Annotated in this window: 19 protein-coding genes; 11 read left to right on the forward strand and 8 right to left on the reverse strand. The window is 62.6% G+C overall.

Annotated elements, in window-relative coordinates; all coding sequences use genetic code 11:
- The first annotated feature begins 97 nt into the window (after positions 1-97).
- The 8 genes from NAT49_RS13605 (at position 98) to pobA (ending at position 8,072) form a co-directional block, all read left to right on the forward strand.
- Complete coding sequence (locus NAT49_RS13605; protein ID WP_251595117.1) at positions 98-925, forward strand: CoA transferase subunit A; 828 nt, start codon at positions 98-100, stop codon at positions 923-925.
- Positions 922-1,740 carry a CoA-transferase subunit beta gene (locus NAT49_RS13610; RefSeq protein WP_251595120.1) on the forward strand — a complete coding sequence of 273 codons (819 nt, stop codon included), beginning with the start codon at positions 922-924 and terminating at the stop codon, positions 1,738-1,740. The genes NAT49_RS13605 and NAT49_RS13610 overlap by 4 nt, the downstream gene beginning before the upstream one ends.
- Positions 1,737-2,942, forward strand: a complete 1,206-nt coding sequence (pcaF, locus tag NAT49_RS13615) for a 3-oxoadipyl-CoA thiolase (RefSeq protein WP_251595122.1) — start codon at positions 1,737-1,739, stop codon at positions 2,940-2,942. Before NAT49_RS13610 ends, pcaF begins: the two co-directional genes overlap by 4 nt.
- A gap of 100 nt (positions 2,943-3,042) precedes the next feature.
- On the forward strand, positions 3,043-4,227 hold the full coding sequence (pcaDC, locus tag NAT49_RS13620) for a bifunctional 3-oxoadipate enol-lactonase/4-carboxymuconolactone decarboxylase PcaDC (RefSeq protein ID WP_251595124.1): 1,185 nt from the start codon (positions 3,043-3,045) through the stop codon (positions 4,225-4,227).
- A gap of 100 nt (positions 4,228-4,327) precedes the next feature.
- The gene (locus NAT49_RS13625; RefSeq protein ID WP_251595126.1) at positions 4,328-5,269 is read left to right on the forward strand and encodes a LysR substrate-binding domain-containing protein; all 942 of its coding nucleotides are present in this window, start codon (positions 4,328-4,330) and stop codon (positions 5,267-5,269) included.
- Positions 5,270-5,443: 174 nt separating this feature from the next.
- Complete coding sequence (gene pcaH / locus NAT49_RS13630) at positions 5,444-6,181, forward strand: protocatechuate 3,4-dioxygenase subunit beta (protein WP_251595128.1); 738 nt, start codon at positions 5,444-5,446, stop codon at positions 6,179-6,181.
- Between the two features lie 3 nt (positions 6,182-6,184).
- Complete coding sequence (gene pcaG, locus NAT49_RS13635) at positions 6,185-6,832, forward strand: protocatechuate 3,4-dioxygenase subunit alpha (protein WP_251595130.1); 648 nt, start codon at positions 6,185-6,187, stop codon at positions 6,830-6,832.
- 52 nt (positions 6,833-6,884) lie between these two features.
- Positions 6,885-8,072, forward strand: a complete 1,188-nt coding sequence (pobA, locus tag NAT49_RS13640) for a 4-hydroxybenzoate 3-monooxygenase (RefSeq protein ID WP_251595132.1) — start codon at positions 6,885-6,887, stop codon at positions 8,070-8,072.
- 307 nt (positions 8,073-8,379) lie between these two features.
- Here the strand turns inward: pobA and bamJ are convergent, their stop codons facing one another.
- Positions 8,380-9,099 (reverse strand): BamJ family beta-barrel-assembly machinery protein, encoded by a 720-nt coding sequence (gene bamJ / locus NAT49_RS13645; protein ID WP_251595134.1) that lies wholly within the window; start codon positions 9,097-9,099, stop codon positions 8,380-8,382.
- Positions 9,100-9,163: 64 nt separating this feature from the next.
- Complete coding sequence (locus tag NAT49_RS13650; protein ID WP_251595136.1) at positions 9,164-9,664, reverse strand: TIGR02444 family protein; 501 nt, start codon at positions 9,662-9,664, stop codon at positions 9,164-9,166.
- Between the two features lie 61 nt (positions 9,665-9,725).
- Here NAT49_RS13650 and NAT49_RS13655 point away from each other — a divergent pair, with 61 nt between their 5' ends.
- The gene (locus NAT49_RS13655) at positions 9,726-11,636 is read left to right on the forward strand and encodes an ABC-F family ATP-binding cassette domain-containing protein (protein ID WP_251595138.1); all 1,911 of its coding nucleotides are present in this window, start codon (positions 9,726-9,728) and stop codon (positions 11,634-11,636) included.
- Positions 11,637-11,652: 16 nt separating this feature from the next.
- The gene (locus NAT49_RS13660; protein WP_251595140.1) at positions 11,653-11,934 is read left to right on the forward strand and encodes a hypothetical protein; all 282 of its coding nucleotides are present in this window, start codon (positions 11,653-11,655) and stop codon (positions 11,932-11,934) included.
- Positions 11,935-12,104: 170 nt separating this feature from the next.
- Here the strand turns inward: NAT49_RS13660 and NAT49_RS13665 are convergent, their stop codons facing one another.
- From NAT49_RS13665 to thiD, 6 genes are all read right to left on the reverse strand, one after another.
- Positions 12,105-12,908, reverse strand: coding sequence for a 3-hydroxybutyrate dehydrogenase (locus tag NAT49_RS13665; RefSeq protein WP_251595142.1), 804 nt, complete (start codon positions 12,906-12,908; stop codon positions 12,105-12,107).
- A gap of 106 nt (positions 12,909-13,014) precedes the next feature.
- Complete coding sequence (locus NAT49_RS13670) at positions 13,015-13,755, reverse strand: acetoacetate decarboxylase (RefSeq protein WP_251595144.1); 741 nt, start codon at positions 13,753-13,755, stop codon at positions 13,015-13,017.
- Between the two features lie 38 nt (positions 13,756-13,793).
- Positions 13,794-14,930 (reverse strand): patatin-like phospholipase family protein, encoded by a 1,137-nt coding sequence (locus NAT49_RS13675; protein WP_251595146.1) that lies wholly within the window; start codon positions 14,928-14,930, stop codon positions 13,794-13,796.
- A gap of 106 nt (positions 14,931-15,036) precedes the next feature.
- Positions 15,037-15,474, reverse strand: coding sequence for a D-aminoacyl-tRNA deacylase (gene dtd / locus NAT49_RS13680; protein WP_251595148.1), 438 nt, complete (start codon positions 15,472-15,474; stop codon positions 15,037-15,039).
- 24 nt (positions 15,475-15,498) lie between these two features.
- Entirely contained in the window at positions 15,499-16,356 is an 858-nt protein-coding gene (locus NAT49_RS13685; RefSeq protein ID WP_251595150.1) for a universal stress protein, read from the reverse strand.
- Between the two features lie 114 nt (positions 16,357-16,470).
- A complete protein-coding gene (thiD, locus tag NAT49_RS13690; RefSeq protein ID WP_285836147.1) occupies positions 16,471-17,271 on the reverse strand; it encodes a bifunctional hydroxymethylpyrimidine kinase/phosphomethylpyrimidine kinase in 801 nt (266 codons plus the stop codon).
- A gap of 356 nt (positions 17,272-17,627) precedes the next feature.
- Here thiD and NAT49_RS13695 point away from each other — a divergent pair, with 356 nt between their 5' ends.
- Complete coding sequence (locus NAT49_RS13695; RefSeq protein WP_251595152.1) at positions 17,628-18,026, forward strand: NADH-quinone oxidoreductase subunit A; 399 nt, start codon at positions 17,628-17,630, stop codon at positions 18,024-18,026.
- Positions 18,027-18,033: the final 7 nt, after the last annotated feature.

Below are 18,033 nucleotides of genomic sequence, written 5' to 3' on the forward strand. Positions count from 1 at the left end.
GCAGGGTGATCCGCATACTTTGTTCGTTATGCAAATAAAAGTTCTTTATGCGAACATGTGGCCGCGTCTCCGGCCGCTCTAAACAGGGTGAGTCACCATGGCAGAGTTCTTGAGCCTCCAGGAAGCGGTCTCCCGCTTCGTAAGTGATGGTGCCACGGTCGCGATGGAGGGGTTCACACACCTGATTCCCTTTGCGGCCGGTCACGAAGTCATTCGTCAGAAAAAGCGTGATCTGACGCTGATTCGAATGACGCCGGATCTGATCTATGACCAGCTGATCGGGATGGGGTGTGCGTCGAAACTGATCTTTTCCTGGGGCGGCAACCCGGGCGTGGGATCACTGCATCGTCTGCGCGACGCCGTGGAAAAGCACTATCCGGTGCCGTTGACCATCGTCGAGCACAGCCACGCGGCCATGGCCTGCGCCTATGAGGCCGGGGCCGCAGGGCTTCCGTTCGCGGTATTGCGCGGGTTCATCGGGAGTGACCTGCCCAAGGTCAACGATCAGATCAAGTCGATCACCTGCCCGTTTACCGGCGAAGAACTGGCGGCCGTGCCCTCGATTCGCCCGGACGTCTCGATCGTTCATGCCCAGAAGGCCGACCGCCACGGCAACGTTTTGATCGAGGGCATCGTGGGCGTCCAGAAGGAGGCGGTACTCGCCGCGACGCACAGCATTGTAACGGTCGAGGAAGTGGTCGATGAGCTCGGCGCCGGCCCCAACGCCTGCGTGCTGCCGGAGTGGGCCATTTCGGCCATATCCGTTGTGCCCATGGGCGCGGCGCCGTCCTACACCCACGGTTATTACCCGCGTGACAACACGTTCTACAGGCGCTGGGACGCCATCGCCCGAGACCGCGACACCTTCGCGGACTGGATGACCCAACACGTTCTGAACGCTGACGCGCAGGGAGCGAGCCAATGAGTACCGCACTGGATGTGACCCCTTCGGAAATGATGACCGTGACCGCCTCGCGGGCACTGAATAACCGCACCACCTGCTTTGTCGGTATCGGTCTGCCCAGTGAGGCGGCCAACCTGGCACGCCTGACTCACGCCCCCGAAACCGTGTTGATCTATGAGTCCGGCACGCTTCAGACCCGGCCGGACGTGCTGCCGCTGTCCATTGGCGATGGCGAGCTCTGTGAGACCGCACTGACCACGGTGGCGGTGCCGGAGATGTTCCGGTACTGGCTGCAGGGCGGCCGGGTCGACGTCGGGTTTCTCGGCACCGCCCAGATCGACAAGTACGCCAACCTCAATACCACGTTGATCGGGGATTACCGCGAACCCAAGGTGCGTCTGCCGGGCGGCGGCGGGGCGCCGGAGATCGCGACCAACTCGAAGGAAGTCTTCGTGATGGTTAAACACTCCAGGCGTACCTTCGTGGAGGCGGTGGATTTCGTGACCACGCTCGGATTCGGCCGCGACGGCACGGCGCGAGACAACGTGCATCCGGAGACCGCCCGGCACCTTGGCAAGGGGCCGACGCGGGTCATCACCGACCTCTGCGTGATGCGACCGGACCCCGAGACCCGGGAGCTGATCGTCACTGAGCTGCACCCAGGTGTTACTCGCGAGGCGGTGATCGAGGCGACCGGCTGGCCGGTGCGGTTTGCCGAGTCGGTCGGGACGACGCCTGCGCCGAGTGCGGAAGAAATCGAGGTGCTGCGCGCGCTGAAAGCGCGCACCGAGCGCCACCACGCCGGTGAGGCTACCGAGCAGGAGCGTGCGTCATGACCGACGTGTATCTGTGTGCGCCGCTGCGCTCGCCGGTGGGCCGGTTCGGCGGGGCGCTGTCATCGATACGCCCCGATGACCTCGCCGCCCGGCTGATCGAGGCGGTACTTGGCCAGCATCCGGGGCTCGATCCGGCGGCGATCGACGACGTGATTCTTGGCTGTGCCAACCAGGCCGGCGAAGACAACCGAAGCGTGGCCCGCATGGCACTGCTGCTGGCGGGGCTTCCGACCGCTGTGCCTGGCGGCACCGTCAATCGGCTGTGTGGTTCGGGAATGGACGCCATCGGCACCGCCGCGCGTGCCATCCGGGCCGGGGAGGCCGAGCTGATGCTTGCCGGCGGCGTCGAGTCGATGTCGCGCGCGCCCTACGTCATGGGCAAGGCGTCGTCGGCGTTCGGCCGCGGTCAGCAGCTCGAGGACACCACCATCGGCTGGCGTTTCATCAACCCGGCCATGGAAAAAATGTACGGCACGCACTCGATGCCGGAAACCGCTGAAAACGTGGCCGAGCGCTTTGGTGTGTCGCGCGAGGATCAGGATCTGTTCGCCTACCGCTCACAGCAGAAAACCGCCGCGGCCCAGCAGTCGGGGCGACTGGGGGAGGGAGTCGTTCCAATCGAGGTGCCGCGACGCAAGCAGGCGCCGCTGATTGTCGATCAGGATGAGCACCCCCGCGCCGATACCACGCTTGAAACGCTCGGCGCGCTGCCCACCCCCTTTCGAGCGGGCGGAACCGTCACGGCGGGCAATGCCTCCGGCGTCAATGATGGCGCCGCCGCCATGGTCATGGCCAACGAGGCCGCGCTGTCGCGGCATTCGCTGACCCCTCTGGTGCGCGTATTGGGCATGGCCACGGCCGGCGTTGACCCGGACATCATGGGCATGGGGCCGGTGCCGGCCACCCGGGCCGTGCTCAAGCGGCTGGGGCTTACGCTTGAGCAGATGGATGTGATCGAGTTGAATGAGGCCTTCGCGGCTCAGGCGCTCGCCTGCATGCGTGAGCTCGGGCTTGCCGATGACGATGCCCGGGTCAACCCGAACGGCGGTGCCATCGCGCTCGGGCATCCGCTTGGCATGTCGGGCGCGCGAATCGTCTCGGCTGCGGCCTATGAGCTTACGCGCACCGGTGGACGTTATGGGCTTTGCACCATGTGCATTGGGGTCGGTCAGGGCATCGCGATGGTTATCGAGCGCGTCTGAGCGAGCGGCCCGGTCAGCGGGGCCATTCTTTTTGAGCGTGGTTTTTCGAGCGTTTTTTCGAACGTGGTTTATCGAGTGCAGTTTTCGAGAGGGGATGTCGATGAAGTTCTTCGAGTTCAACGGGCGGTACATCGCCTACCGGGACACTGGCGGTGCCACGCTCAAGGCGCTGTTGCTGGGCCATCCGCTCGGGATGAGTCAGGCAGTCTGGGATGAGCTTGCCGCCTCGCTTGCCGGTCGCTACCGCGTGATCAGCTGGGATCTGCCGGGCCATGGCGCCAGCAGCCCGCTTGACTGTGCGATCACGGCGGACGATCTGGCCGAGGAGGCCGTGGCGCTGCTCGATGCGCTTGAGATCGAGCGGTTCACGTACCTTGGCACGTCAGTGGGTGGTGTCATCGGTCAGGCGCTGCGGCGGGCCGTTCCGGACCGGTTGACGGCGTTGATGTTGACCAACACCGGCGCTGTCATCGGCTCCCCCGAGGCCTGGCAGACCCGCGCCGAGCGTGTGCGACGCGAAGGCCTCGCGGGCATGGGGAAAGAGCTTAGTGGGCGCTGGTTCGCGGATGGCTTCATCAGGGAGCGCCCGGCGGCACTTGCCGGCTGGCAGACGCAGCTTGCTCGCACCGACGCTGAAAGTTACGCCCGGCTCTGTGAGCTGCTCGGCGCGACGGATTTTACGGGCTGCACGGCCCCCACGGACACGCCTGTCTTTCTGTTGGCCGGTGAGGCCGATATGTCGACACCGCCAGCCACGCTCGAGGCGCTGGCGGGGATTCTTGGCGGTGCGCCGCTTGCCGTACTTGATGGCGTCGCCCATGTGCCATCAGTCGAGGCGCCAGCGCGCATGACTTCCTGGGTGCGCTCGTGCCTGTCGTCAGCTCGGTCGCAGGTCGGCGCGCACGGCGTAAGCTATGAACGTGGCCTCGATACCCGCACCTCGGTGCTGGGGGAGGCGCACGTCGCGCGCGCACGCCAGGGCGCGACCACCCTCGATCAGCCGTTTCAGCAGATGATTACCCGGCTGGCCTGGGGCGAGCTCTGGGGCAACCCGGACCTTGCCCACCGCGAGCGCAGCATGATCACGATCGCGGTGCTGGCCGCGCTCGGACGTGACGGTGAACTGGTCCTTCATTTAAACACCGCCAAACGCATCGGACTCGAAGAGGCCGAGCTTCGCCAGGCGCTGACGCATGTGGCGATCTATGCGGGCGTACCGGCGGCAAATCATGCGTTCAAGCTCGCCAGGGAACAGGGGTGGGGCGAGACGCTTACCGCGCTGTGACACTGAGTGCGTTCGGTGTGCGGCGGCCTTATAGACAGCATCAAGGGATGAGCGCTGGGAAAGCCCGCGTTCAGACCCACCGTTTCGCCGGGAGCCGTGAATGCTGAACGCTCGAATCAAACTTCGTCATCTAACGGCCTTTCTGGACGTCGCGGCCACGCGAAGCCTGGTGCGCTCATCGGCCAATCTGTCGATCAGCCAGCCCGGGCTTTCGAAGACGATTCGTGAGCTTGAGACGCTGCTCGATGCGGAGCTCTTCGCTCGAAGCCCGAAGGGCATGGCGCTGACCGCTTCGGGGCGTGCGTTTTTACGTTACGCAGGCCCCGCGCTTCAGGGGCTTGAGCAGGGCATGGCCTCGGTTGCACGCATCAACGAACAGGCGGTGGTGCGCATCGGCGCGCTCTCCTCGGTCGAAGATGGCCTGTTGCCTCGGGTGCTTGCCCGAACCCATGAGGTGCTGCCGCGGCTTCAGGCGCAGGTGACCACCGGCTCCAGCCGGTATCTGCTGTCAGAACTTCGCCTTGGCAAGCTGGATCTGGTGGTGGGGCGAATGAGCGAGGCCGGCGCGATCCGCGATCTGCATTTCGAGCATCTGTTTCACGAGCCGTTGGTGCTGGTGGCACGAGACGGTCATCCGCTGGCAGGTGTGGCCCGTGAGGCGCTGTCGATGGAGGTGCTTGCCCGGTTTGCCTGGGTGGTGCCGCCGCCGGGCACAACGCTTCGCGACCGCATCGAGCAGTTCTGGGTCGAGGCGGGCGGCTCGCCGTCACGCATTGCGCTGGAAACGTTATCGCTGCCGCTCTCGCGGCGCTACGTCGGCCTCTCCGATGCGCTGTGGGTGGCCCCGCTCGACGCGATTCGCCATGATTTGGCCGATGCCCACTCGACGCTTCGATTGCTGGTGTCCCTCGAGGCCCGAGGCGGGTCGGTAGGGCTCTGCACCAACCCGGCACAGACGCTTGAGCGCGGCGCTGAGCAGCTCTGCGAGCTGTTCCGGCAGGAAGCCGCCGCCCACCCACGCCCTGACCCCCTGCTTCAGTAGAGCGGTTATCGTTTCCGCAAACCCCCTTCGACGTTCGGTCAATCGACCTTTGGAGAATATAGCCCCGGAGTTATAGGCCCTCCCGATCATTTCAATTGGCAGGTGGCCCCGCCGCGCCACAATGGAGTGATCAAGGAGCGACTGCTCCGTCGACCGTTGGCTCAGGAGGCTTGCATGACTCGACCCACACCCCCCAGGTACCTACAGCGCGATCGGCGCTGGCACCCGCCGGCCTATGCGCCGGGGTACAAGACCTCGGTGCCGCGCTCGCCGCGACAGGCCCTGGTCAGCCTTCAAAACCCGACCGCTACCGAGTTGACCGGCCCCTCATTCGAGCGCATGACGCTTGGCCCGCACGACAACGATCTTTTGATGAACTTTCGACAGGGCACCGAGCATGACGGCCTGCCGGTCGGAGAGCGGATCATGGTGTTCGGGCGGGTGCTCGATCAGTTCGGCAAGCCCGTACCCCAGACGCTGGTGGAAATGTGGCAGGCCAATGCCGGTGGCCGCTACCGCCACAAGAAGGATCAATACCTGGCCCCGCTGGACCCCAACTTCGGTGGCGTCGGCCGCACCATCACCGATGAGCAGGGCTGGTATCGGTTTCGAACCGTTCGACCCGGGCCTTATCCCTGGCCGAACGACGTCAACAGCTGGCGCCCGGCCCATATTCACATGTCGGTCATGGGGCCGGCGCTGTCCTCGCGGTTGATTACCCAGCTCTATTTCGAAGGCGATCCGTTGATTCCGCACTGCCCGATCGTACACACACTCAACGATCCGGATGCGGTGCGCACCCTGACGGCCAAGCTCGATCTGGCCAGAAGCCGCCCGATGGATGCGCTGGCGTATCGGTTCGATATCGTCACGCGTGGCCAGTTTCAGACCTATTTCGAAAATCAGGGGTAAGCCATGAGCCAATTGATTCCGTTGGACCCGGCCGCGACGCCGGGTGATCTGATCTACCGTGAGTCGCCGTCCCAGACCGCCGGGCCCTACGTGCACATCGGTCTTGCCCTCGAGGTGGCGGGTCTTCCCCTGCGTGAGATCGAAATCGGCAATACGATGGCCACCGACCAGGCCAACGGCACGCCGATCGAGCTGGTCGGCACGGTGTTCGATGGCAACGGCGACATCGTGCGGGATGTGTTCATCGAGGCGTGGCAGGCCGATGCCGACGGGACCTACCAGAGTGCCTGGCAGCACGACAACGCCTTCAATAGCTTCGGCCGGGCCGCTCCGGATGCGTTTGGCGAAGGCCAGTGGCGGTTTCATACCATCAAGCCCGGGGCCTGCCCGGACGCCCGTGGGCAGATGATGGCGCCGCACGTCGCCCTTAGTGTTTTTGCCCGGGGCATCAATATCGCGCTTCACACCCGGCTCTATTTCGGCGATGAAACGCGCGCCAACGAGAGCTGCCCGGTACTGAACGCGGTCGAATCACCGGCGCGTCGGCGCACCCTGATCGCGACGCCTGAGCCTGGCGACAGCGGGCGCATCCGATATCGCTTCGACATCGTGCTTCAGGGAGAGGGCGAGACCGTCTTTTTCGATTTCTAGTCCGGCCCCTCGCACCACACGTTGATCGGTTCAAGAGCGGAGGAGAGCACACATGCGTACCAGTGTCGCGATTATCGGAGCAGGACCTTCGGGGTTGTTGTTGGGGCAGTTGTTGTACCGCCATGGCATCGACGCGGTCATCATCGAGCACCGTTCGGCCGAGCACGTGCTGTCTCGGATACGAGCGGGCGTGCTGGAGTCCGGGACGGTGGCGTTATTGCACGAGGCCGGCGTTGGTGAGCGTCTGGCTCGAAAAGGGCTGGTGCATCACGGCATAAAGATCGGGGATCAGAATACGCTGCATCGGATCGATCTCACCCATTACAGTCAGGGGCGGCACGTGACCGTGTACGGCCAGACCGAGGTGACCCGCGACCTGATGGAGGCGCGAACGGCCTGGGGCGGCATGAGCTTTTATGACGCCTCAGACGTTGCCATTCATGAGCCGGACTCGGCCTCGCCCTACGTGACCTTCGTGCATGAGGGCAGCGAGGTGCGCATCGACTGTGATTACGTGGCCGGCTGCGATGGCGCACACGGTGTCAGTCGGCGCTCGATTCCCGCCGAGCGGTTGTCGGTGTTCGAGCATACCTACCCGTTTGGCTGGCTCGGGGTGCTGTCCGAAACCCCGCCCATCGATGACGAGCTGATCTATGCCCGCCACGAGCAGGGGTTTGCGTTGTGCAGCATGCGATCAATGACCCTCAGTCGCTATTACATTCAGGCCCCGCGTGATGAGAACCCGGAAGACTGGTCAGACGATCGGTTCTGGTCCGCCCTCAGTGCACGTCTGCCGGAAAGCGCCGTGCGCGCACTGACAACCGGGCCTTCACTTGAGAAAAGCCTGGCCCCCCTTCGAAGCAGCGTGACCGAGCCGATGCAGTATGGCCGGCTCTTTCTGGTCGGTGACGCGGCGCATATCGTGCCGCCGACCGGTGCGAAAGGGCTCAATCTGGCTGCCGGCGATGTCTCGGTTCTGGCTCGAGTGCTGGCAGGGCTTTATCACCAGGGCCGTCAGGAGCTTCTTAAGGCTTACACCCCGACGTGTCTTGAGCGGGTGTGGAAATCGGTGCGTTTTTCCTGGTGGATGACGCACCTACTGCACTCCTTTCCCGAGGAAGACGGCTTTACTCGCCGAATCAAGGCCACCGAGCTTAAATACACGCTCGATTCCGTGGCCGGCCGGACGGCGCTTGCCGAAAACTACGTCGGGTCGCCGCTGGCCGATGTGACGGGTTGAATACGCTGTCAATAAAAATAATTCACCAAACTGTCCACAAGAGGGCTTGACAGAGATAAAAGTTCGCACAGGTCGGTGGCATTGGGTGATAAAGATGCAAAAAATCGGTGCTTTACAAAAAAGCGAACGGGAACAGTGCGTTAGAGAACGTTTCTGGCGGGGTATGTCAAGAGGGATTTGTTTTATCGAAGAGGGAATGTGCTAACGGATTTGTCTTTCGGCCATTATTTCGGATAACTCACAAAGTTATCCACAGCTGCAAACGGCGTCGGCCCGGTGTGAATGAGTCACATCGGGCCGAACTGTTTTAGCTGTCGCTGCCGGTATTGCCCTGATCGGTCGGATTGACCTTATGCAATTCGACTTTGAAGATCAGCGTCTGATTCGGGCCGATCGCACCACCAGTGCCCGCTGTGCCATAGGCGAGGTCTGCCGGCACATAAACCATCCACGTGCCGCCTTCGTGCATCTTCTGAAGCGCTTCCTGCCAGCCCTTGATGACCTGCTTGACCTGGAAGCTGACCGGCTCGCCGCGCTTGTAGGAGCTGTCGAAGACGGTGCCGTCGATCAGCGTGCCTTCGTAGTCGACGCTTACCGTATCGTTGGGGCCGGGCTGCGGGCCATCGCCTTCCTTGAGCACCTTGTACTGAAGGCCGGAATCCAAGGTCTTCACGCCATCCTTCTTGGCGTTTTCAGCCAGAAACGACTCGCCGGCTTTCTTGTTGGCCGCCGCTTCCTTCTTGGCCTCGGCCTGCTGCTCGGCGATCTGGGCCTTCTGATAGTCCGTCAGGGTCTTGGTGATGGCCTCGTCGTCCATCTTCAGATCCTTGTCGGCGTAGACGTCTCGGATGCCCTGGGTCAGTGCATCGATGTCGATCTTGTCCATGTCCTGCTTGAGGCTTCGAGACAGAGTCACGCCCACGCTGTAGCTGAGCTTGGCCTGGTCATTGTCGAGGGCGGTATCGGCCGCAAATACGGGGGAAGATACCAGGGTGCCGAGTACAACGGCGCCTACCAGCTTTTTCATGAGGTCTCCTGCATGCAGTAGTGAATCCGGTGGCTGTGACCGGGATCGTCGATGTTTGACTGTATCAGGGCTTTCCGGGTTCCGCACGAAGCAAAACCCGGCAGGCCTCGAGCAGCGGCCGGCAGTCCTCCCGGCTCAGGCGGGCGCTCCATCGACTAAGCGTGGTCTCCAGATCTTCATCCGGGCGCTTGTCGCGTACGCCTTTTCGGGTCGTTGCCAGCGCCTCGAGTCGAGTCAGCGCCTCGCGCTCGCTGTCGAGCTCCGCCCGCTTGAGCTCATCCCGGGTTTGCGTGACCCACTCCGAGTGCGCCGCGGGCGATTTCAGGGCGCGGCGGCACTGGCGCAGCGGCAGAGTCACCTCGCGCTGCCAGCGGCGGACCTCGGCCAGGGCGTGATCGGCGGTGTCATCGAGTGTGAGCCCTCGCGTATCGAGCCAGCACAGCCACAGCAGCTCGCACACATCGAGTGCCAGTCGATCCTGCAGATCCAGGCACGCAGGCTGGACGCCATCACAGGCGTAAAGACGCAGCGCAAACGGCCACAAGTGCGTAGAATGGTCGGTCATTTATCCCTCGGCGCCGGCGTGTACCGGCCCAGTGAGTTCACGGAAAAACCGCGGAGTTTTCATGATTGCATTTCGCCAGCTCGCGCTGCAACGCGGGGGCACACCGCTGATCACGCCCTCGGATGTGCGCATCAACGACGGCAATCGGGTCGGCATCGTTGGGCCCAACGGCGCGGGCAAGTCGAGCCTGTTCAAGCTGCTTCTGGGGGAGCTGACGCCGGATCAGGGCGGCATCGATGTCACCGCGGGCATGCGCATGGCGCACATGGCGCAGGAGCTTGATGCGCTCGATCGGCCGATCGTCGAGGTGGTCATGGATGGTGACGCCGGCCTTCGCCGGGTGGAGGCGGAACTTGCCGAGGCGCGCGCCGCCGAGAACCATCAGCGTGAGGCGGAGCTTCACGGGCAGTGGGATACGCTTGATGGCTATACGGCGCGGGCACGCGCCGAGCAGCTTCTGACCGGGCTCGGCTTTCGCTCGGATCAGCTGACCTCACCTCTGAGCGCGTTCTCGGGCGGCTGGCGCATGCGCGTCAATCTGGCCAAGACCCTGTTCACGCCGTCGGATCTTCTGCTGCTCGATGAGCCGACCAACCACCTGGACCTCGACGCGCTCCTCTGGCTCGAGCAGTGGCTGATTCGCTACCCCGGTACGCTGCTTCTGATTTCCCACGACCGCGATTTTCTGGACGCGGTGTGCAACCACATTCTGCATTTCGACCATGGTGCGCTGGTGCTCTACAAGGGCGGGTTCAGCCAGTTCGAGCGTACGCGGGCAGAAAAGATCGCCCAGCGCGAGGCCGAGCTTGCCAAGCAGCAGGCGCGCAAGGCCGAAATCGAGGACTTCGTGCGTCGCTTTCGCGCCAAGGCCAGCAAGGCCCGTCAGGCGCAGAGTCGGCTCAAGATGCTCGAGCGAATGGAAGACATCGCAGCCACCCGGGTCGATTCGCCGTTCCAGTTCGTAATGCCCTGCGCCGACAAGACCTCCCATCCGCTGCTGTCGATCGATCACGCCGCGCTCGGCTATCAGACGCCGCTTCTGAGCGGGGTGCGTCTGACCATCGCGCCGGGCCAGCGCATCGGGCTGCTCGGCCCCAATGGTGCGGGCAAGTCGACGTTGATCAAGTCGATGACCGGCGATCTGCCGTTGCTTGCGGGGGAGCGGGTCGAAGGCGAGCACCTGGCGGTCGGTTATTTCGCCCAGCATCAGCTCGAGGCGCTTGATACCAAGGCCAGCGGCTTCATGCACATTCAACGCCGCTCACCGAAGGCCAGCGAGCAGGAGATTCGAAACTTCCTCGGTGGCTTCGGGTTTCAGGGCGATGCGGTGTTCGAGACCATCGAGCGCTTTTCCGGTGGGGAAAAGGCCCGGCTGGCACTTGCGCTGATCGCGTGGGAAAAGCCGAACCTCCTGCTGCTCGATGAGCCGACCAACCACCTGGATCTGGACATGCGCGAGGCGCTGACCGAAGCCCTGATGGCGTTCGAGGGCGCGGTGCTGGTGGTCTCGCACGATCGACACCTGCTGAACGCGACTGTCGATACGTTCTGGTGCGTGGCCGATGGCCGCGTAAGCGCCTTCGATGGTGATCTCGACGACTATCGCCAGTGGCTCAAGTCCCGCGAACAGGCCGCAAACGCGCCGGCCGCCTCGGAGGGCGCCAGTGCCACTCAGGACAAGAAAGCGACCCGCAAGGCCGCCGCCGAGCGCCGTGAACAGATGCGTCCACTCAAAAATCGCCGGGATGCGGCCGAAAAGGCGATGACAAAACATCAGGACGCGCTGACCGAGGTCGAAACCGCGCTGGGGGATGACACGCTTTATGCCGACACGGCGCGCAAGGACGAGCTGAACACGCTGCTTCGACGTCAGGGTGAACTCAAGCAGCAGCTCGATGATGCCGAACAGGCGTGGCTCGAGGCCGAAGAGGCGCTCGAAGCGTTCGAACAGGCGCTCGACAGCGCCCAGTGATTACGAGGATAGACTCATGAAACGACACTGCCGCAGTTCCCTTGCCGTCATCGCGCTGGCGGCATTGACGCTTGTCGGCGTCAGCGGCTGCATGGAAAGCCAGCTCAGCATGACCAACTACGATCAGCTCAAGACCGGCATGAGCCGAGGCGATGTCGAGGCCGTGCTCGGCAAGGCCAGTGAGTGCAGCGGGGCGGTCGGGGTGGCCAACTGCCGCTGGGGCGATGATCGGCGCTTCATTCAGGCGCAGTTTGTCGGCGGTCACGCCGTCTCGTATCAGTATCAGGGGCTCGAATAGGCAGGGGCCCGGGAGGGGTTTATCTGCCGCGGGCATGAGTGGCGGTGACGCAAGGCAGTGAAAAGAGGCGGCGACGATAAGTGGCCCTCTTGTCATGGGATCGCTTTTGCCGGTGAGGCTTACCCGAGGCGCCGTGAGGCGCCTCACGCGTTCAAGGCGTCGTGTCCCCTTTACTGCATGTACCAGCCGTGGCTGACCATGATCGATTGGCCGGTCAGCGCAGTCGATGGGAAAGTCACCAGATACAGCGCGGTTTCGGCCACGTCTTCCACCGTGGTGAAGGTTTGGTCCACGGTCTCTTTCAAAAAGACCTTCTCGACCACTTCCTCCTCGGTCATGTTGTGCTCCCGGGCTTGATCCGGAATCTGCTTTTCCACCAGCGGCGTCTTTACATATCCCGGACAGATCACGTTCGAGCGAATGCCGTACTGGGCGCCTTCCTTGGCCATGGTGCGGCACAGCCCGAGCAGACCGTGCTTGGCGGTCACGTAGGGCGATTTCATGGCCGAGGCCTCGTGCGAGTGGGCCGAACCCATGTAAATGAGGCAGCCGCCGTCATCCTGTTTCATCATCTGGCGGAATGCGGCGCGGGTGCAGAGGAAACTGCCGTCGAGCTGAATGTCGGTGACCTTTTTCCAGTTTTCAAACGAAAGCTTGTGGATCGGCTCGACGTGCTGTGAGCCTGCGTTGGCGATCATGACGTCGATCCGCCCGAACGTGGCCACGGTCTCGGCAAAGGCGCTGTCGACCTGCTCTTCATCGGTCACGTTGGCGGCCACGCCCATGGCGCTGCCGCCCTTGCGCTCGATCTCTTCGGCGACCTGGGTCGCGGCGTCCTTGTCCATATCCAGAATCACCACCTTGGCGCCCTGTTCGGCAAAGAGCAGCGCGATCTGTTTGCCGATGCCGCTGGCGGCGCCTGTGATCACGGCGACCTTGCCGTTGAGACGATCCTGCGCGGGATGAGTTGCCATAAACTGCCTCCATTGCATGTGACGTAGATTGCATGTGACGTAGATTGCATGTGACGTAGCGAGTGAGTGACGCACTGGCCCACAGCGGGCCATCGAGCCCTTCAGTCTAGGTTAGATAATCGTGAACTACGCGCCCGAGCGGCAGCGTGAGGTCGGTCAGGATGTGCTGGGTACTGACGATGTCCCGCACAGGCAGATCGGCCACGGGCGCGAACACATGCTCAAAGAGCTGGAGCCGGCCGGGCCCCTGCCAGGCGCCCTTGACGGCCAGGTTGTCGAGTCCGACCTCGACCAGCTCCGCGATGCGGGGGGAGCCGTCGACGTCCGGGATCAGTTTGTAAAGGAGCGTCGGGGTCTCGAGCATGGCCGTGCGAACATGCTCGGAATCGAGTGTCTCGTGTTTGTAGCCCATGGTGGCGTGGGCGATGGGCAAGCCGCTGTAGTGAAGGGTGCCGACCAGTGTTTCATGGTGCACCTCGAGTCGGGGCTGGCCGAGCTTCTTGGGAAAGCCCCAGAGTTCACGCCCGCCGGCAATCGGGGCGTGATCGTCCAGGTACATGGCCCGCTGATAGCCATAGGCCTTGTTGTTCAGCGTGCAGGGAATGACCTGGCCGGATTCGACGTACTTACCGAAGCCGGTGGAATCCGGCATGTTGATGAACTCGAACTTGACCAGTGGCTCATCGAATTCGAGCGGCTCTGGCAGTACGCGCCGGAGCGCTTCCGGGTCGGTTCGATAGACGATGTTCAGGAATTCCCGGTTCTTGAAGTGGTAGGGGCCGGGCGGGTAGGACGGGCAATCCCAGGGCATGGCATGGCTGTGTGCCGGCAGCGTCGAATGCGTCATGAAAGGCTCCGTTGGGGCGTCAGATTTCATTGAAGACGTTAGAGTTCGCGGGTCAGTTGGCCGTCCAATCCGCTTCGAAAGCTACAGACGTTGGCACCGATTTCATCGCTGATCGGGTCGCGCTGGGTCGGGCAGGTCACAAGCGCCTGACGCATATCGTCATAACCTGCCCGCCGGCGCGCCATGATGGTCGACCAGGAAAAGTCGATGTCCTTCTGCGCGGTCTCGCGCTCACGCGAGGGCGCGAGCAGCCGAACCAGGTTGATCGGGTGCTGATGGCCGAGCGCGATGAGCTGACTTAACTGCGAAGACCGCCGTACATCCTCTGGCAGGTGATGGCCAAGCGTTCGGATGGCGTTTTTCAAGCGGTGAATCTCGCGCAGAAAGTGGAAGTCCTCGCCGGCGCGCGTCGAATACTGAATGTCCTTTTCACGGTTCATGGCGTCCATGATGGTCTGAGGCGCAGGCCCTTCGGCGTTCCACAGGTCGATCACGTAGCAGTTCACGGCGCTTTCCTGCCCGGGCTGTTCCTCTTCGAGTACGTAGTTGAGCGGCGTGTTGGAAAAAAGCCCACCATCCCAGTAAAGCTCGCCATCGACCTCAACCGGCGGAAAGCCGGGTGGAAGCGCGCCGCTTGCCATGATGTGCCGAGCGCCCATTGCATGATGGTGGCTGTCGAAGTAGGTGATGTCGCCGCGGGTCACGCTGACGGCGCCGACGCTCAGGCGCGTGCCATCAGCGATGTCCCGGGTGCCGAGCCGGTCGAACTCGATGAGCTCATTCAATGTGGCTTCAAGCGGCGTGGTGTCGTAGAAGCCGACGGGGCTGCCGGTCGGGGTGAATAGGGGAATGTTCCAGAAGGGGCGCGGCTTGAAAAAGCCGGGAACGCCTTTCGACAGGGCCAGGTAGCGGGCGGCGCTGCTTTCAAGGTGCTCGAACGGCGCGCCGAGGTGGCCGTGGGGTTGAGCAACGCGGCGCCAGAATGTGTCCAGGCGCTCAAGGCTTCTATCTGGCGCACCGCCTGCGATCAAGGCACCGTTGATGGCGCCGACCGAGGTGCCGACGACCCAGTCAATCGTGATGCCGCGCTCCTGAAGCGCCTCGAACACCCCGACCTGATAGGCGCCAAGCGCCCCTCCACCCTGCAGCACCAGAATATTCATGGGCCGTGACATGCGCTACTCCCCTCGGCCGGCTCGGTGTCCGGCACGCTACGGTTGCGTCGATGTCTTCAACGTAGGCGGCGTTATGCTGCAGTGCAACGTAAAGCTTCAATCAAGTTCAAGAGCTGAGCCAGAAGGTGACCGGGCCATCGTTGATGAGCGCGACTTTCATGTCGGCGCCGAACTGGCCAGTGGCGACCGGGTCGTGCTGCTCACGGGCCTGCTCGACGAGGTAATCGAAGCAGGACTTGCCGTGCTCGGGGGAGGCCGCGGCGGAAAACCCGGGGCGGCGTCCCTTGCGGGTGTCGGCGACCAGGGTGAACTGAGAGACCAGCAGAAGGCCCCCGCCGTGATCGGCAAGACCCAGGTTCATCTTGCCGGCCTCGTCGGCGAAAATTCGATAGGTCAATAATCTGGAAAGAAGCTTGTCGGCGTCGGCCAGGGTGTCATCACGCTCGACGCCGATCAGGGCCAGAAGGCCGGCATCAATGTGTGCAATACAGGTGCCGTCGACGCGAACGGAGGCTTCGCTGACGCGCTGGATCAAGGCTTTCATGGTTGGGCTCGCACGGGGTCGGGGTTACCAGGTTCGACACAGCATGATATCGCACTTGGTTTCCGACAAGAGCCGCTCGAGCAGGCTCCCGGCAGTCCGGCGGCCGATGCCGATGCGGCCGTGGCTTCCGAGCGCCAGCAGATCGGGTGGCTGCTCCCGAACTCGCTGGATCAGGATGTCGGTTGGGTCGCCCTGTTCGAGCACCAGTTCCAGATCCGGCACATCGTCAATTTCTGCCATGAAGCGCTCGGTTTCGATGTCGAGCTGATGGCGAAGCTTGGTGCGCTCGGCGCTGCGCCATTTTGTATAGCCGGGATCACTTGCAAGCTCTCTCGAGGCCGGCATGTCCCACACGTGTAAAAGCGTCAGACGGATGTCTGGGAAGCGCATCAGCACTTCCTTGAGCGTATGGCGGGAGGCCAGCGAGAAGTCGATCGGGACCAGCACGTCCTGCCAGGTCCGCTTGGTGCTGTGGGAGATCGACATTACCGGGCACGGCGCGCGGCGCATCACGCGGGATACGGTCGTGCCGGTGACAAGGTCCTGCTGGTGGTGCTTGCGGTGCGCGCCGAGAATGGCGAGATCGGCCTTCTGCTCATAGACCTCGCGAATGATCTCGGCGTAGGGCGTGCCGGTAACGACCTGGATAAGCGTATTGGGTCGCGTGACGCCAAGCGATTCACAGGTGTCCATGATGTCGGACTCGATGGTGCGCGTGACGGCCTTTTCAAGCTCCTTGAGCGCGCTCGCGGGCAGATAGGGGTCGAGCACGTGCAGGATATCAAGCCGCGCATTGTGCTCGTTGGCAAGCAATACCGCCCGCGCCATGGCGGCACGGCACTCGCTTGAAAGATCCGTTGCCAACAGCAGTGTCTGGGTCATGACGCGCCTCCGTGACGTCAGCGAGTGAGCGGATGCCAACAGTATGGCTTGCCGAGATGAATATTCAATGTCGGTGCCCGTGTCTGTCCTTGTCTACGTCGCATTTACCGCCAACTACCACCAACGATGAAAATGATGCACCGGGCCTTGCCCGTGGCCGACGCCGAGCCGGTCGGCCTGCTCAAGCGCGCCGGTCATGTAGGACTTGGCATCGAGGATGGCGTCTTCCATCGAGTCGCGTTGTGGCAGCAAGGTTGCGATGGCTGAAGAAAGGGTGCAGCCGGTGCCGTGAAGATGACGTGTCTCGATGCGCGGTGCCTCGAGCCAGCGAGTGTGCTCGGCGCCGATCAGAAGGTCGTTGCACTCAGGCCCTTCGAGAAAGCCGCCCTTGAGCAGCACCTGCCTGGCACCCAGGTCTCTCAGCGCCGATGCCATGTCCAGCATGGCGGACTCGCTTTGAGGCGTGTCGATGCCAAGCAGTTCGGCCGCCTCGGGCAGGTTTGGCGTCGCGACATCGGCAAGCGGCATCAAAAGCGTCCTGACCGCGTCCACGGCGGCGTCATCGACCAGTCTGTCCCCGCTTTTTGCAACCATCACCGGGTCGAGCACGACCCATTTCGGCGCGTAGGTTTCGATCTGATGCTTGATCAGTTCGGCCGTGGCGCGATCCGCGACCATGCCGATCTTGACCGCGTCGATGGCCACGTCGTCAAAAATGGCCTTTAACTGGGATTCGAGCACCTCAAGCGGCAGCGGGTAGACACTACGAACGCCGCAGGTGTTTTGCGAGACTACCGCGGTGATGGCGCTGGTTCCGTAGCCGCCGAGCGCCGAAAAGGTCTTGAGGTCGGCGTGCATGCCAGCGCCGCCGCTCGGGTCGGTGCCGGCAATGGAGAGAAGGCGGGGAATCGGCAAGGGAAATTCCTTCTGTGACGTCGATGAATAGTGAGCCGTGGGTCGGCGATGGGCTAAAAGATACGCTCAGTCAAACACAGGCGAAGTGAAAAAATTGCCTATCCGTAAAACCTGATAGAAATCAAGACTACTGTCGTTTAACATGATGTAGCTACACTATATTTTAAGATCTAAGTAAGCCTTCAGGATGACTGAAAAGTTTGGCGAGACGTGCCATTCGTCGTCTACCCTGAGAGGCACAAAAGCGCTCACTCACGTCATGACCATCCTATAAAGAGCGCTTCGAATACCTTGACTAGCCCGATCGGCTCATCTTTTTGAGCCTAGATACTACTTATCGATGAGCGAGATATAGCATGGAGCAGATCGCACAGCATTGGTCCGTCGCCATTTTCGTAATGGCCGTCTTTGGGCTCTGCGCGTTCATGATTGGGGTAGCCAGCCTCCTGGGCGGACGCGCCTGGGGGCATCAGAAAAACACACCGTTTGAATCCGGCATCGTGCCGGTGGGAAGCGCGCATCAGCGCTTTTCCGTCAAATTCTACATGGTCGCGATGCTGTTCGTGATCTTTGACGTCGAAGCCCTTTTTCTCTTCGCCTGGGCGGTTTCCATTCGTGAGAGCGGATGGGTCGGCTTTGTCGAGGCATTCATTTTCATCGTTGTGTTATTGGCCGGTCTGATCTACCTGACTCGTGTGGGCGCGCTCGATTGGGCACCCATCAAACGTTCCAAGGAGATCAAGACCTCATCCTGAGGTTTCT

Origin of the sequence: Larsenimonas suaedae, from assembly GCF_023712105.1 — a bacterium.
Lineage (GTDB): Bacteria > Pseudomonadota > Gammaproteobacteria > Pseudomonadales > Halomonadaceae > Larsenimonas > Larsenimonas suaedae.